Consider the following 15022-nt stretch of genomic DNA (forward strand, 5'->3'; position numbering starts at 1 on the left):
ATGACCTACTACCGCACGACCGTGACCGGCGTCGGGCCCGAGGCGGGTGACATGCTCGCCGCCGGCGTCCTCATCCTGTACGCCGAGCCGCTCCCGGACGCGCTGGCCGACGTGAGCGTCGTCCACCGCCCCGAGGACCGGAGTGCGGCGCTCACCATCGGCGTCGGCGACGTCGTGTCCGTCGGCGGGCACGAGCTCAGCGTCACCGCGGTCGGCGAGATCGCCGCGAAGAACCTGGACGAGCTCGGCCACGTCGTGCTCTACGTCGACCAGCCGGACCAGAAGCTGCTGCCCGGGGCGGTCCACGCCGCGGGCGGTGTGCCCGATCCGCGGCCCGGCCACGTCATCGAGTTCCGCTCGCTGCGATAGGGGGTCCCCATGGCATACCGTGAACGCCTCCTCGAACGGGAGCGGACGACCGGCAGGCCCGTGCGGGTGGGGCTCGTCGGGGCCGGCCAGATGGGCCGGGGGTTCGTCGCCCAGGTCCGGCGGATCAGCGGCATGGAGGTGGTCGCCGTCGCCGACCTGGACCTCCAGCGGGCCACCGGCGCCCTGCGCGCCGCGGGCGTCGAGCACGTCACGACGGGCGACGACCTCGACGCGCTGAGCGGCGTCGTCGCCGACGGGGGCACCGTCGCCGTCACCGACCACACGCTGGCCGCCGCGCTGCCGGTCGACATGGTCATCGACGCCACCGGGGTGCCGGAGATCGGCGCCGAGGTCGCGCTGCGGAGCCTGCTGGCCGGGCGGCACGTCGGCCTGCTCAACGTCGAGACCGACGTGACGGTCGGCTGGATGCTGTCGCGGATCGCCGCGCAGTCCGGCGCTGTCTACACCCTGTGCCGGGGCGACGAGCCGGCCGAGACGCTCAAGCTCGTCGAGTTCGCTCGCGACCTGGCTTTCGACATCGTGTGCGCCGGCAAGGGCAAGAACAACCCGCTGCACCCGCACGCCACGGCGGCCGGCCTCGCCGACGAGGCGAGGCGCAAGAAGATGAACCCGAAGATGCTCGCGAGCTTCGTCGACGGCTCCAAGGCGATGATCGAGATGGCCGCGCTGGCCAACGCCGCCGACCTCGGCGTCAGCAGGCGGGGCCTCTCCGGCTACCGCACCACGGTGCCCGAGCTGCACGACGTGTTCCGGCCGGCCGCCGACGGCGGGATCCTCGACCGCAGCGGCGTGGTCGACATGGCGACCGGGCCGGTGGCGCCCGGCGTCTTCGTGGTGGCCCGCAGCGACGAGCCGACGGTGCGTGAGGAGATGGAGTACCTCGGCATGGGCGCCGGGCCGTACTACTCCTTCTACCGGCCCTACCACCTCGCCAGCATCGAGGCACCCCTCTCGATCCCGGCCGCCGTACTGGACGGCCGCAGCGACATCCGGCCCCGCGCGTGGCGGGCGGAGGTCGCGGCGGGGGCGAAGCGGGCGCTGCGCGCGGGCGAGGTGATCGACGGCATCGGCGGCGACTGCGTGTACGGCGTCATCGACAGCGCCGAGGCCGTCAAGGCGGAGGGGTTCGTGCCGCTGGGCCTGCTCGCGGGGGCACGCCTGGTCCGGGACGTCCGGCAGGACCACGTCCTCACCCGGGACGACGTGGAGATCGACACGAGCACGACGATCGCGCAGCTGCGCGCGCTGCAGGACCGCCTCCTCGACGGCCACCCCGTGGTGCCGGCCGGGGTCGGGCAGGTGCCGGCGGCATGACCGGGGAAGGCTGCCCGTCGTGCGGCGGGCAGTGGGTCGACGGCCGGATCGCCGTGCCGATCGTCGGCTCGCTCCGGTTCACCTACCGGCTGGGCACCACCGAGGTGAGCACGGAGGTGGCCGCGCGGATGTGCGAGGACTGCGGCACCGTCCAGTTGCGGGCGCGCGACCCGGAGGCCATCGTCCGGGCGAAGCGGGCCGCCGCCCGGGGCCGGGTGAAGCCGTGGCCGATCCGCTCCCCCCGGCGAGAGGAGGGCTGACGTGGGCAACGCCACCGTCTTCGTGCTCGTCGTGGCGATCATGTCGCTCACCGGGATCAGCGCGATCGCCCAGCACAAGTACTACGCGCGCACGGTGAAGCGGCTCGCCCGCGAGCACGACGAGCCCGGCCACATCCTCGTCACCGGGCGCGGCAGGAGCCGGTTCCGGGGTGCGATCGCCGTGCTCGTCCTGCGCACGCACGACGAGATGATCAAGGCAGCCGTGGTGATGGAGGGTGCCTCGGTGCTGGCCCGCTTCAGGGGCAGGCCGGACTGGGTCGGCCGGTCGGCCCGCGAACCCCTGCCCGGCGCCTCGCCGCGGGTGGCCGCCGCGGTGGCCGAGGCGCGCTCCCAGGTGCCGGGCCGCCGGCGCCGGGTGCCCGGCGCCCGGGGAGGCGCGTGAGCGGCTACGCGGGGACCGGGGTGCCGCGGGCGGCGGTCGGGGTGAGCCGCTCCGTCGTGCGCAGGACACGCAGGTGCACCGCGCCCCAGGTCCGGTACGGGCGCCAGGCATCGGTGACCTCCGCGAACCCACGGCCAGGGGCGTAACGCTCGGCGACCTCGGCCCGCACCCGTGGCTCCTGGACCGGCAGCGCGTCGGGGTGGTTGGCGCCGCGGATCACCACGAGCTCGGCGATCACCCCGGTGTCCACCACGTGCTTCGCCATGCGGGCCAGTCTCGATCCGGATACGCGTCACCGACTGTCATGTATTCCGCTCCGCCCGCCGACGGAGGGTGTCGGCCAACCGGGTCATGGAGGGCACCGCCGCCCGGACGGCCGCCACGTCGTCCTCGTCCAGCTCGGCGAGCGCACCCGCGATGGCCCGGGACCAGGCGAGCCCGAGCAGCCGCCGGTGCTCGTCGGCCAGGGGACTCGACCGCAGGCGGCTGCGCCGGTGGTCGCGCGGATCCGTCTCCCGGATGATCAGCCCGCGCTCGACGAGCGCGCGCCACCGTGGTGCTCACGTTGCTCGTCTGCAGCCGCAGCGCCCGTGCCACCTCCGACACCGACGCGCCCTGGTTGGCCACGACGAACTTCAGGACGTCCAGCTCCGAGGTGGGCAGCTGGTCGAGCCCCACCTCGGCCTCACCGGTGCGCCGCAGCGTCCGCGACAGCGTGTGGGCGGCCTCGGCGAGGTCGTCGAGCTCCACGTCGAGGTCGGTCACACCCGGATGATATCCGTAGAGATTAGATATAAATTGATAACATGTCGCTCGCCACCCGGGCGCCCTTCGGGGTGTGGATCTGCGCGCTCGCGCTGCTCACCGCGATCGCACCGCTGGCCACGGACATGTACCTCCCGGCGCTCCCCGACGTCGCAGCGGAGCTGGGCACCACGGCGTCGAACGTCCAGCTGACGCTCACCGGCTTCCTGGTCGGGCTCGCCGCCGGCCAGCTGATCATCGGCCCCCTCTCCGACGCGTGGGGCCGCAGGCGCCTCCTACTCGCCGGCACGCTGCTCTGCCTCGTCGCGAGCGCAGCGTGTGTCGCGGCACCGACGGTCGGCGTCCTGGTGGTCGCCCGGTTCCTCCAGGGCTTCGGCGGCGCCGCCGGCATCGTGCTGAGCCGGGCGATGATCGTCGACCGCACGACGGGCAACCAGACGGTGCGCCTGTTCTCGCTCATGATGGCGATCAACGGGATCGCCCCGGTCGTCGCGCCGCTGCTGGGCAGCGGGCTGCTCGGGGCGGGCAGTTGGCGCTGGATATTCGTGGCGCTCAGCGCGCTCACGCTCCTCATGGCGGTGGGCGCGTTCGCCGCGGTGCCCGAGACGCTTCCCCCCGAGCGCCGGGTCCGGGGCGGGCTGCGCACGACCGCCCGCGACGTCCGGTCGGCCCTGGAGCGGCCGCGCTACGTCGGCTTCACGGTCGCGTTCGCGCTGGCCTTCGCCACGATGTTCACCTACATCTCCGGTTCGCCGTTCGTCCTGCAGGATGTGCTCGGCCTCTCGAGCGGGGCGTACGCGCTCGCCTTCGGCGCGAACGCCGCAGGCCTGATCGGCGCGAGCATCGCCAACGGGCAGCTCGCAGGCCGGGTCGACCCGCAGCGGGTGCTCGCGGTCGCCACCGGCGCGCTGGTGCTGCTGTCGGTCGCGCTGCTCGGGATCGTGCTGGCCGGGCCGTCGCTGTGGCCCGTGCTCGCGGTGCTCTTCCTCGCGCTGACGAGCCTCGGCTTCATCATGGGCAACGCGACCGCGCTCGCCTCCCGCGAGGTGCGCGACGTCGCCGGGACCGGGTCCGCGCTCCTGGGCGCACTGCAGTTCGCGCTCGGCGCGGTCGTGTCGCCGCTCGTGGGGTCGAGCCCGCTCGTGATGGCCGTGGTGATGGTCTGCGCATCCCTGCTCTCCCTCGGCACCCAGGTCGTGGTCGGTAGGCTGCGGAGCACTCCCGCCATCGTCTGAGGCGACGAGCTGCCGGTCGATGCGCGGGTCGGTGCGACAACCGCTCCGGCACCTGCCACGATCTGGGCCAGAACACCGCCTGATCATCTCGACCCTTCAGAGGACCACGTGCCCTGGCCTTTCCACCGTCGGCCCGCTCTCGACGCCGACCACCCCGACGCCCTCGCCGACGCTCACAACCGCGCCGTCGAGCTGGGCGCACGGGGCCAGTTCCAGCAGGCCCGCGAGCTCGACGAGGACACCCTCGAACGCCGCCGCCGCGTGCTCGGGCCCGACGACCCGCGCACGCTCGCCACGGCGAACAACCTCGCCGCGGATCTCCGGGAGCTGGGTGAGCGCGGGCAGGCCCGCGAGCTCGACGAGGACACCCTCGAACGGCGCCGCCGCACCCTCGGAGACGACCACCTCGGCACCCTCGCCAACGCGGGCGCCCTCGCCGGCGACTACCGCGCGCTGGGCGACTTCGGGAGGGCCCGCGAGCTGGACGAGCTCGCCTTCTTCGGGCGGCAGCGCGTACTCGGGGGCGACGACATCCAGACCCTGCAGTCCGCCCACGTCCTCGGGATCGACCTCCGCTCGCTCGGCGAGTTCCAGCAGGCCCGCGAGCTCGACGAGGACTCGTTCCACCGGCGCCGCCGCATCCTCGGCGACGACCACCCCGACACCCTCGCCAACGCCAACAACCTCGCCGTCGACCTCCGCGAGCTCGGCGAACACCAGCAGGCCCGCGCGCTCGACGAGGACACGCTCGCGCGCCGCCGCCGCACCCTCGGCGACGACCACCCGAACACGCTCAACTCGGCCAACAACCTCGCCGCCGACCTCCACGCCCTGGGCGAGCACCAGCGGGCCCTCGAGCTCGACGAGGACACCCTCGCGCGCCGTCGCCGCGTGCTCGGCGACGCCGATCCCGGCACCGTCGCCAACGCCCAGGCCGTCGCCACCGCGCTCCGGGCGATGGGGCACATCGACCGGGCCGCGGTCCTGCTCGCCGAGTTCGGGCTGTCCCCTGATGCCGTCGGGGGACCTCCGGCGCCCGCTCCACAGGGGTGAGCTGACCCCCGGCCCGCCGCGGGAGGCAGGATGAGGCGGTGATCGATCCGAACCCACTGCCCTCCGGCCGGATCTCCGGCGTCGACCGCGACATCTCCCGCCTCGTCATGGGTTGCGACAACCAGCGCACGCCCGAGCACGCCGCCGCGATGTTCGACGACTTCGTCGCGCGCGGCGGCAACGCGTTCGACACCGCCCACCACTACGCCGACGGCCTGATGGAGAAGCTCCTGGGCCAGTGGATCGCCGACCGCGGTGCCCGCGCCGAGGTCGTCGTCATCGGGAAGGGCGCGCACACGCCCAACTGCGACCCGCCGTCGGTCACCAGCCAGCTGCACGAGAGCCTCGATCGCCTGCAGACCGACCACGTCGACATCTACTTCCTGCACCGCGACAACCCGGACGTGCCGGTCGGGGAGTTCGTGGACGTGCTGAACGAGCACGTCGACGCCGGCCGCATCCGCGCCTTCGGCGGCTCCAACTGGACGACGGACCGGATCGACGAGGCGAACGCGTACGCGGCAGCCCACGGCAAGCGCGGCTTCGCCGCCGTGAGCAACCACTTCGGGCTGGCCCGCGCCCTCGACGTCCCGTGGGAGGGCTGCGAGCACGTCACCGACGACACCGACCGCCAGTGGTTCGAACGCACCCGGACGCCGCTCTTCCCGTGGTCGTCGCAGGCGCGCGGGTTCTTCACCGGCCGCGCGGCACCGGAGGACCGCTCCGACCCCGAGCTCGTCCGCTGCTTCTACAGCGACGGCAACTTCGAACGCCTCGCCCGAGCCCGGACGCTCGGCGCGCAGCTGGGCGTAACACCCACCGCGATCGCGCTGGCCTACGTCCTCGCGCAGCCCTTCCCGACGTTCGCCCTGATCGGGCCCCGCTCGGTGGACGAGACCCGTTCCTCGACCGAGGCGGCGAGGGTGCAGCTGACACCGGAGCAGGTCGCATGGCTCGACCTGCGACGGCAGACTGGGTGAGGTGGTCGACTCCAGCCAGGCGCCAGCGTTCCACGCCCTCACCAAGTACTACTCGCTCAGCGATGCCGAGCCGGGTGACGAGCGCATCGGCATCGGCGACCCGGCTGCGCGGACCGCGGCGATCTGGCAGAAGGACTGGGACATCAAGCCGTTCCTGTACAAGGTGTACGAGACACCGCCGCCGATCGAGCTGACCCGCAACCTGCCGGACACGGGCCCGCCTGCGCTGGAGGCCATCGCCGCCACGGGGGCCGAGGACTCCCGCGTCGTCCCCGACCGGGCGTTGCTCGGCCGGCTCGGCCTGCTGACGAACGGCTCGCTCGACCGCACCCCGACCACGCGGGACGGGCGCGTGCACCATCCTCACCCGCCCCGGGCCTCCTCCGTCGGCCCTTCCGTCCCCCGGTACCGCACGGCAGGTGGCACCGGTGCGCTGTACCACCTCGAGCTCTACTTCGTCTGCGCCGACCTCCCCGACCTGGACGCGGGCGTCTACCACTACTCCGCGATCGACCACAGCCTGCGCCTGCTGCGCGCGGACGACTTCCGCTCCGCGCTCGCGGCCGCCACCGGGGACGAGCCGTCGATCGCCGCCGCGCCCGTGGTCATGGCGATGACGAGCACGTTCTGGCGGAACGCCTGGCGCTACCGGGAGCGCGCCTACCGGCACGCGTTCTGGGACGCCGGCACGTCGCTCTCCCACATCCTCGCGGTCGCCGCGTCCGCGCGCGTCGGCACGCGGCTCGTGTTCTCCTACTCCGACGCAGCCGTCAACGCGCTGCTCGACGTCGACGGGCGGCGCGAGTCCACGGTGGCGCTCGTCGCGCTGGGCCACCCGGACGCCCCACCCCCGCCCGCACCGGAGTTCGGCCGGCTCGACCTCCCCACGAGGCGGCTGTCGCCCGCCGAGGTGACGTTCCACGCGATCACCGACATGCACCTGGCGTCGTCCCTCGGTTCCGGCACGGACGCCGCGGCGTGGCGGGCCCGCCGGTGGCGCCGGCCGGCCCCGGAACCGACCGGCCGGCTGACCGGGCTGCGCCCGCTCCCGGCCGACCGGCTCGACCCCCGGCCCGCGGAGCGGATCATCTTCCGCCGCCGCTCGACCCGGAACTACGACACCGACGTCGAGATCCCGTTCGAGGCGTTCTCCACGCTGCTGGACCGCTCGACCCGCGGGGTGGCGTCCGACGTGCTCACCCCCGGCGCGCCACTCACCGACCTCTACCTCGTCGTCAACGCCGTCGAAGGGCTCACTCCCGGCATCTACCTGCACCACCCGGAGCGGGGCGCGGTCGAGCTGATCCGCGCGGGCACGTTCCGCGACGAGGCCACCCGCATCGCGGCGAACCAGCGGTACGCGGGCGACGCCCACGTGAACCTCTACTACCTCGCCCACCTGCCGTCGATCCTCGACCGCTACGGCGACCGCGGCTACCGCCTGGCCCAGCTCGAAGGCGCCCTGCACGCGGGCAAGCTGCACCTCGGCACGCACGCGCTGGGGCTGGGTGCGGTGGGCTCGACGTCGTTCGACGACGAGGTGATCGACTTCTTCTCGCCCCACGCGGCGGGCAAGGACTACATGTTCGTCACGGTCTTCGGCAAGCGGCGCCGCACGGGATGAGCGTGGACCTCGCCGAGTTCGCCGCGAACCCCCACCCCGCGCTCGCCCGGCTGCGCGCCACCGCACCGGTCGCGTGGGTGCCCGAGCTCGGCCGCTGGCTCGTGACGAGCCGCGCCGCCGCGTTGCGCGTGCTGCGCGACCCCGGCGCGTTCACCGTGGACGATCCCCGATTCTCCACAGCACGGGTGGTGGGGCCCAGCATGCTGTCGCTCGACGGGCCCGCGCACAGCGCGGCGCGCCGACCGTTCGTGGGCCCGTTCCGTCCCGCCGAGGTGGCGCGCCGCTTCACGCCGCGGATCACCGAGCTCGCCACCGGGCTGGTTTCGGGGATCCGCCCGGCGGGCCGCGCCGAGCTGCGCGCGGGCTTCGCCGGGCCGCTCGCGGTGCGGGTGGTCGCCGAGACGCTGGGGATCCGGGACATCGACCCAGCCACCCTCCTGCGGTGGTACTCGACGTTCGTCACGGCCGTGTCGGAGGTGACCGCGGGCGGCCCGGTGCCCCCGGAGGCCTCCGCGGCGTTCGACTCGCTCGCCGGGCACGTGCGCGCGGGCGCCGGCCGTGACGGATCCCTGCTCGGCGAGGCCGTGGCGGGCGGCCTCGGACCGGACGCGGCGGTGTCGAACGCGGCCGTCCTGCTGTTCGGCGGCATCGAGACCACCGAAGGCATGATCCTCAACCTGCTCTGGCACCTGCTGCGCGATCCCGCTCAGCTCACGGCCGTGCGGGACGACCTCGACCTGCTGCCCAACGCCGTGGAGGAGTCGCTGCGACTCGAGCCGGCGGCCGCCGTCGTCGACCGGTACGCCACCCGCGACGTGGAGGTGGCCGGCGCGCCGATCCGCCGGGGCGACCCGGTGAGCGTGTCGCTCGCGGGGGCCAACCGCGACCCCGCGACGTTCCCGGACCCGGACACGTTCGACGTGCGCCGGACCAACGCGCGCCAGCACCTCGCGTTCGCCCACGGTCCGCACTTCTGCCCCGCCATGGACCTCGCCCGGCTGGAGACGGTGATCGGCGTCCGCACCGTGCTGGTCGGGCTCCCGGGCCTCGCGCTGGAGCACCCGGCCGCGCCGTCGGGTCTGGTGTTCCGCAAGCCACAGAACCTGCACGCCCGCTGGTGAGGTCGGCGCGCGCAGGTCAGAATCTCCGCAAGTGGGTGCTCTCGAGGACGTGATCGAGCCGCGTACCGCTCGCGGTCGCAGGCGGGTCGTCGCAGTGGGGGCGGCCGTGTCCGCCGGCGTCGGGCTGGCGGCCCAGGCGCGGTTGAACGGGGAGCTCGGCGCGCGCATCGGCGACGGGGTCGCCGCGTCGCTGGCGTCGACCACCGCGGGCATGGTCGTGCTGCTGGCGCTCGTGCCCGCACTCCCGGCCGGGCGCCGCGGGCTGGCCGCGATCCGCGCCGGGCTCCGCAGCGGCGGGCTGCGGTGGTGGCACTGCCTCGGCGGGGTCGGCGGAGCGGTGTTCGTGGCCGGCCAGGGGATCAGCGTCGGCGCGCTCGGGGTCGCCGTGTTCACCGTGGCGATCGTCGCGGGCAGCGCGATCGGCGGCCTCGCGGCGGACCGGTGGGGGCTCGGGCCCGCCGGACGGCACCGGGTCTCACCGGCCCGGGTCGGTGGTGCGCTCGCCTGCGTCGCGGCGGTCGCCGTCGCGGTGTCCGATCGGCTCGGCGTCCCGGGCATCGCGGCCCTCGTGGTGCTCCCGCTGCTCGCCGGCGTCGCGGTCGCCACCCAGTCCGCACTCAACGGCCGGGTCGGCGCCACCGCCCGCTCGCCGTGGCCTGCCACGCTGGTGAGCTTCGCCGTCGCCGAGCTGACGCTCGCCGCGGTGTGGCTGGTCGGGATCGCGGCTCACGGGGCGCCGGTGCACCGCCTCCCTCCCGAGCCGTGGCTCTACGCGGCAGGCCTGATCGGGATCGTCGTGATCGCGACGGCCGCCCGCGTCGTGGGGCAGGTCGGCGTGCTGGTCTTCAGCCTGGCCAGCGTGGCCGGCCAGCTGCTGGGCGCGCTCGCCATGGACGCGCTCACCGCCGGGCCCCGCCCCACTGCCGCCGTCTGGGTCGGCACCGCGGTGACGTTCGGCGCCGTGGCGCTGGCCTCCCGGCCGGGACGTCAGCCCGGCCCGTGACCCACCAGGAGCGCGTCGATCGCCTCCGGGGCGTACGCGCGTCGCATCACCAGGTCGGCCAGGCCGCGGGAGGCCGCCGCCTCGCCCCAGCTGGCCGCCTCGATCCGCAGGCCCTCGGCCACCCGGTCCACGACGTCGCCCCGCACCCGCGCGCGCACCCCCTCGACCATCAGCCGCCCGACGGCCCCGCCGAGGAGCAGCCGGCCTGGGTTGACCGTCGCGACGATCGCGGCGAGGGCACGTCCGAGGTGGTTCGTCGCCGCGTCCAGCTCGGCGAGCGCGGCGGCGTCACCGCCCTCGACGGCGGCGACCAGGTCGTCGAGGGTCGGGAGGGCGAGGCGCTCCAGCATGCCTGCTCCCGAGCTGAAGGCGGCGAGGCACCCCCGGCGCCCGCACCGGCAGCGCGGGCCGTCGGGGTCCACGAGGATGTGCCCGATGTCGCCCGCCACGCCCCGCGCGCCCTCCAGCACGTGGCCGTCGACGACGATCCCGCAGCTGATGCCGGTGGCGACCTTGGCGTAGACCATCGTCTCGTCGGGCACGCCCTCCCCCAACGCGTCGGCGCGACCGTCGTTCTCGACGACCACCGGCACGCGGAAGCGGCGCCCGACCGCCGTCAGCACCGCGTCGGCGGGCCACGCCGCGATCGTCGTCGCCGCCCTGATCAGCCCGGTGCGCACGTCGACCGGGGCGGGTACGGCGACGCCGACCCCCACGAGGACCTCACCCCGGGCGAGCAGCGCCGAGCCGATGTCCAGCAGCGGGTCCACGACGTCGTCGGCGGGCCGGGCCAGCACGACGGGCACGGTGCGGCTGCGCAGCTCGCGCCCGCCCGTGTCGGTGACGGACACCCGCGCAGCGGCCTGCCCGATCGCCACGGTGAGGATCACCCGGCCGCGGTCGTCGAAGCGGATGCGGCGCGACGGCCGGCCGCGGGCCGCCCCGAGCGGCTCCCCCTCGTAGATCACGCCGAGCGCGGCGAGCTCCTCGAGCCGGGCGTAGAGCGTGGAGCGGGCCATCCCGCTGCGGTCCAGCAGCTGGGCGCGGGAGAGCCCGCCGGTCTCCCGGATCAGCCCGAGGATCGAGCCCGCCGACGGCGCGGAGGACGACGCCACGGCTCACACGTGCACGACGACGAACTGCCGCTGCACCTCGACGTCGTAGCGCTCCGCGCGGTACGGGCCGGGCTCGTACCCCGCCTCCGACAGGTCCGGGTCGGCGAGGCCGTCGGAGGCTTCCACCGTCGCCTGGTAGGCGCGCACGCGGGTGCGCGCCGGGTCGAACCACGAGCGCCCGGTGGCGATGTCGAACTCCCACCCGTGCCAGGGGCAGCGCAGGATCTCGCCGGAGCGCACGTAGGTGTACTCCCCCGGGGAGCTGGAGGTCACCAGCCCGGTGAGGACGCCGTCGCACAGCCGCGCCCCGGCGTGCGGGCACTGGTTGCGCAGCGCGTAATAGCGCCCGCCGACGTTGAACACCCCGATCGACCGCCCGTCGATCTCGACGATCTTGCGCTGGCCGGGGCCGATCTCGTCGGTCGTCCCGACCACGTGCTTCGCCATCAGTCCAGCCCGTAGAGCGCCATGGCGTTGCCGCCGAATATCCGCGCGCGCGTGTCCGGCTCGAGGCGCGCCCTGATCGCGCGGTCCGGGTCGTCGAAGTCCCAGTGCGGGTAGTCGGTGGAGAAGAGGATCTTGTCGGTCCCGCCCATGTTGTCGAAGACGGTGAGCAGCTGGCGCGGGTCGGGCGGCTCCTCGATCGGCTGCGTCGTGAACCACATGTGGTCGCGCACGTACTCCGACGGCCGCCGGGTGAGGTGCGGGACCTCGTCGCGCAGGCGGGCCCAGTGCTTGTCCAGGCGCCACATCAGGGACGGCACCCAGCCGAAGCCGCCCTCGATGAGCACCACCTTCAGCGTCGGGAACCGCTCGAAGACGCCCTCGACGACGAGGCTGACGAGCTGGGCCTGGAAGGCCTGCGCCATCGCCGTGTGGTCCTCGATGTAGAACGACGGCCACCCCGAGCCGGTGAGCGGGTTGGCGCGGCCCCCGCCGAAGTGGATCCCCACCGGCAGGCCGTTGCGGACCGCCGCCTCGTAGAGGGGCCAGTACCGGCGCCGCCCGAGCGGCTCGTCGGTGCGGACGAGCAGCAGCACCTGCACGAAGCCGGGGTGGACGGCCGCCCGGTCGATCTCCTCGGCCGCGAGCGCGGGCTCCTCGTAGGGGACGGTGATCCCGGCGCGCAGGCGCGGCTCCTTCTCCAGCCACTCCTCGACCTGCCACTCGTTCACCGCGCGGCAGAGCGCGGCCGCGTACTCCGGGTTCTGCTGCCGGCTGGACTTGCTCAGGCAGTTGAGGATCCCGTAGCGGATGTCGTAGGCGTCGAGGAGCTGCTCGCGCATGAAGTCGAGGTCGCCGCCCGCGGGAAGCCCCGACGGTGGCCACGCGTCGGTGCGCGCCGCCCGTGGCGCCCCCTTCGGGTAGGAGGAGCCACCGTCGCCGCGGTTGCCGTAGGTGGCGTCGTACTCGCGCCACCGCCGTGGCAGGTACGGATCCAGCGAGCCGGGTGCGAGCTCGTTGTGGATGTCGCAGTCGACGAGCGGCGGGCGCTGCCGGGACACGGTGATCACTCCCCGCTCAGGCGGTAGGTCTCGAGCGCGTTGCGCCCGAGGAACCGGGTCATGGCCTCGTCCCCGAGGCCGGTGGGCGCGGACCGCGCCGGGTCGTCGAACTGGTGGTGCGGGTAGTCGGTGGAGAACATGAGCATCCGGTCGCTCCCGAGCCGGTCGATGACCTCCAGCAGGCGCTCGGGCTCGTCCGGCTCGTCGAGGGGCTGCGCGGTGAGCCGGACGGACTCACGGATGATCTCGGACGGGAGCCGGTCGACCCACGGGACCTCCCGGCGCAGCCCCTTCCAGTTCTTGTCGAACCGCCACATGAGCGGCGGCAGCCACGTGAACCCGGCCTCGATGAGCACGATCCGCAGGTCCGGGAACCGCGCGAGGACCCCTTCGCTGACCAGGCTCACCAGCTGCGCCTGGAACACCTGCGCGATGAGGACGTACTCCTCCAGGTAGTAGCTCGGCGCCCCGACCGGCGTGATCGGGTTGCCGCTGGTGCCTCCCGCGTAGACACCGATCGCCAACCCGTGGCGCGCCGCGGCCTCGTAGATCGGCCAGTAGGTGCGGCTGCCGAGCGGGTGCCGGGCCCGCGCCGGCATCAGGACCTGCACGAATTCCGGCAGGTCGCCGATGCGGTCGATCTCCGCCGCCGCGCGCTCCGGGTCCTGCCCGGCCACGACGATCGACCCGCGCAGCCGCGGTTCGCCGGAGAGCCACTCGGCGCGCTGCCAGTCGTTGACGGCGCGCGCCATCGCGACGGCCCAGTCGGCGTTGTGGATCCCGTCGACGCCGTAGATGCAGTGCGTGACCGCGATCCGCGTGCGCCACGGGTCGAGGAGCTGAGTGCGCAGCAGGTCCGGGTCGGAGCCCGGCGGCCCGTCCGCGGGGTGGGAGCCGGGGATCGCGGACAGCGGCGCCCCGGGCGGGTAGAGGTCGGACTCGAGGCTCGCGATCCCGCTCTCGCGGATGTAGTCGCGCCAGCGGGCGGGCAGGTACGGCAGCAGCGACCCGATGGAGCGTGGCGTGATGTGCACGTCGGTGTCGACGAGGTCGACCTCCGGCCATCCAGCGGGGCGCGCGTAGCGCGCGACACCGGCGATCTCCGTCATCCGACCCCCGCAGCTTCTGTCTTTTCATCGAACATAAATGGCGTCTGCGACGGGTGTCAACGGCGCGCAGTCTGCGGCGTCGCCGACCTCGTCGAACCAGCATCGGCGACGGCGACGAACCCCGGCCCTTGCGCTCGCCGAGATCGTCCTCAAATCTGGGGATGCGTGGTGGCCGAGGTGGGAGGAGGCGAGCGGCGCGTTCGCTCGCACCCTGCAACCCGAAGTGCCGTTCGCACCGCGGAGCGACCCCAGAGACGGGAGAAGACGTGCTGGAGACAGCGCTCACGGACGGCTTCGCGATCACGGCCGAGTTCGGGCCGCCCCTCGATCCCGATCCGGGCCCGATCCGGGCGGCGGCCGGCGCGCTGCGCGGGCGGGTCCACGCCGTGAACGTCACGGACAACCAGGCCGCCACGGTGAAGGTGTCTGCGCTGGCGGCAGCGGCCCTGCTCCTGCAGGAGGGGGTGGAGCCGATCCTGCAGATCACCGGGCGGGACCGCAACGCGATGGCGGCGCAGAGCGACCTCCTCGGCGCCTGGGCGCTGGGTGTCCGCACCGTGATGGCGCTCAGCGGTGATCCGCTGAAGGTCGGCCGGTACGAGCCGCTCGCCACGCACGTGCGCGACCTGGACTCGCTCGGGATGATCCGCCTCGTCGCCGGCCTCAACGCGGGCGAGCTGCTCGCCGGTGAACGCCTCGCGACGGGGACCTCGTTCCGGATCGTCGGGGCGGCGAATCCGCTGGTCGACTCCGTGCAGCGGTTGGAGCAGAAGCTCGAGGCCGGCCTGCACCTGTTCCAGACCAACATCGTCTACGACGTCGACCGGTTCGCCGCGTGGCTCGCACCGGTGGTGGCCGCCGGGATCACCGACCGGGCCCCGCTGCTCGTCGGCGTCACCCCGCCGCGCAGCACCCGGATGCTGCAGCACATGCACGACAACATCCCCGGCGTCGAGGTCGACGAGGCGACGTTCGCGCGCATGCGGGGCCGCACCGGCGACGCCGCCAAGGCCGAGGGGATCGCCATCGCCGCCGAGATCGTGAGCCGGCTGCGGGACGTCCCCGGGGTCGGCGGCGTGCACGTCATGGCGCCGGGCTGGGAGACCGAAGCGGTCCCGGCCGTCGTCGACGCCCTGTGAACCACA

16 protein-coding genes are annotated in these 15022 nt (G+C 74.0%); 11 read left to right on the forward strand and 5 right to left on the reverse strand.

The window, feature by feature from the left end:
* From ABEA81_RS23405 to ABEA81_RS23420, 4 genes are read left to right on the forward strand one after another with little or no spacing between them, the layout of a single operon-like run.
* Nucleotides 1–369 (forward strand): PTS glucitol/sorbitol transporter subunit IIA, encoded by a 369-nt coding sequence (locus tag ABEA81_RS23405; RefSeq protein WP_345607444.1) that lies wholly within the window; start codon nucleotides 1–3, stop codon nucleotides 367–369.
* Nucleotides 370–378: 9 nt separating this feature from the next.
* Nucleotides 379–1704 carry an NAD(P)H-dependent oxidoreductase gene (locus ABEA81_RS23410; RefSeq protein WP_345607445.1) on the forward strand — a complete coding sequence of 442 codons (1326 nt, stop codon included), beginning with the start codon at nucleotides 379–381 and terminating at the stop codon, nucleotides 1702–1704.
* Entirely contained in the window at nucleotides 1701–1964 is a 264-nt protein-coding gene (locus ABEA81_RS23415) for a hypothetical protein (protein ID WP_345607446.1), read from the forward strand. Before ABEA81_RS23410 ends, ABEA81_RS23415 begins: the two co-directional genes overlap by 4 nt.
* Nucleotide 1965: 1 nt before the next feature.
* Entirely contained in the window at nucleotides 1966–2367 is a 402-nt protein-coding gene (locus ABEA81_RS23420) for a transcriptional regulator GutM (RefSeq protein WP_345607447.1), read from the forward strand.
* Between the two features lie 4 nt (nucleotides 2368–2371).
* On the opposite strand, the gene ABEA81_RS23425 is transcribed toward ABEA81_RS23420, so the two are convergent.
* Nucleotides 2372–2632 (reverse strand): DNA glycosylase family protein, encoded by a 261-nt coding sequence (locus ABEA81_RS23425; RefSeq protein ID WP_345607448.1) that lies wholly within the window; start codon nucleotides 2630–2632, stop codon nucleotides 2372–2374.
* 541 nt (nucleotides 2633–3173) lie between these two features.
* Between ABEA81_RS23425 and ABEA81_RS23430 the strand changes: the two genes are divergently transcribed.
* The 6 genes from ABEA81_RS23430 to ABEA81_RS23455 all read left to right on the forward strand — a co-directional run bounded on the left by ABEA81_RS23430 (nucleotide 3174) and on the right by ABEA81_RS23455 (nucleotide 10148).
* Nucleotides 3174–4367: a multidrug effflux MFS transporter gene (locus ABEA81_RS23430; RefSeq protein ID WP_345607449.1), complete on the forward strand. Its 1194-nt coding sequence runs from the start codon at nucleotides 3174–3176 to the stop codon at nucleotides 4365–4367.
* 108 nt (nucleotides 4368–4475) lie between these two features.
* The gene (locus ABEA81_RS23435; protein ID WP_345607450.1) at nucleotides 4476–5420 is read left to right on the forward strand and encodes a tetratricopeptide repeat protein; all 945 of its coding nucleotides are present in this window, start codon (nucleotides 4476–4478) and stop codon (nucleotides 5418–5420) included.
* Nucleotides 5421–5458: 38 nt separating this feature from the next.
* Nucleotides 5459–6400, forward strand: a complete 942-nt coding sequence (locus ABEA81_RS23440) for an aldo/keto reductase (protein WP_345607451.1) — start codon at nucleotides 5459–5461, stop codon at nucleotides 6398–6400.
* Between the two features lies 1 nt (nucleotide 6401).
* On the forward strand, nucleotides 6402–8024 hold the full coding sequence (locus ABEA81_RS23445) for a SagB/ThcOx family dehydrogenase (RefSeq protein WP_345607452.1): 1623 nt from the start codon (nucleotides 6402–6404) through the stop codon (nucleotides 8022–8024).
* On the forward strand, nucleotides 8021–9145 hold the full coding sequence (locus ABEA81_RS23450) for a cytochrome P450 (RefSeq protein WP_345607453.1): 1125 nt from the start codon (nucleotides 8021–8023) through the stop codon (nucleotides 9143–9145). The genes ABEA81_RS23445 and ABEA81_RS23450 overlap by 4 nt, the downstream gene beginning before the upstream one ends.
* A 31-nt stretch (nucleotides 9146–9176) precedes the next feature.
* Nucleotides 9177–10148, forward strand: coding sequence for a DMT family transporter (locus tag ABEA81_RS23455; RefSeq protein WP_345607454.1), 972 nt, complete (start codon nucleotides 9177–9179; stop codon nucleotides 10146–10148).
* On the opposite strand, the gene ABEA81_RS23460 is transcribed toward ABEA81_RS23455, so the two are convergent.
* The 4 genes from ABEA81_RS23460 to ABEA81_RS23475 are packed head-to-tail and all read right to left on the reverse strand — an operon-like array spanning nucleotide 10133 to nucleotide 13877.
* Entirely contained in the window at nucleotides 10133–11263 is a 1131-nt protein-coding gene (locus ABEA81_RS23460; protein ID WP_345607455.1) for an ROK family transcriptional regulator, read from the reverse strand. The two genes, ABEA81_RS23455 and ABEA81_RS23460, sit on opposite strands and share 16 nt — an antisense overlap.
* Nucleotides 11264–11266: 3 nt before the next feature.
* Nucleotides 11267–11710 carry a Rieske (2Fe-2S) protein gene (locus tag ABEA81_RS23465; protein WP_345607456.1) on the reverse strand — a complete coding sequence of 148 codons (444 nt, stop codon included), beginning with the start codon at nucleotides 11708–11710 and terminating at the stop codon, nucleotides 11267–11269.
* Complete coding sequence (locus tag ABEA81_RS23470; RefSeq protein ID WP_345607457.1) at nucleotides 11710–12768, reverse strand: amidohydrolase family protein; 1059 nt, start codon at nucleotides 12766–12768, stop codon at nucleotides 11710–11712. The genes ABEA81_RS23465 and ABEA81_RS23470 overlap by 1 nt, the downstream gene beginning before the upstream one ends.
* Nucleotides 12769–12773: 5 nt before the next feature.
* A complete protein-coding gene (locus ABEA81_RS23475; RefSeq protein WP_345607458.1) occupies nucleotides 12774–13877 on the reverse strand; it encodes an amidohydrolase family protein in 1104 nt (367 codons plus the stop codon).
* Between the two features lie 266 nt (nucleotides 13878–14143).
* On the opposite strand from ABEA81_RS23475, the gene ABEA81_RS23480 reads away from it, so the two are divergent.
* Nucleotides 14144–15016, forward strand: coding sequence for a methylenetetrahydrofolate reductase (locus ABEA81_RS23480; protein ID WP_345607459.1), 873 nt, complete (start codon nucleotides 14144–14146; stop codon nucleotides 15014–15016).
* Nucleotides 15017–15022 lie beyond the last annotated feature (6 nt).

Origin of the sequence: Pseudonocardia adelaidensis, from assembly GCF_039543345.1 — a bacterium.
Lineage (GTDB): Bacteria > Actinomycetota > Actinomycetes > Mycobacteriales > Pseudonocardiaceae > Pseudonocardia > Pseudonocardia adelaidensis.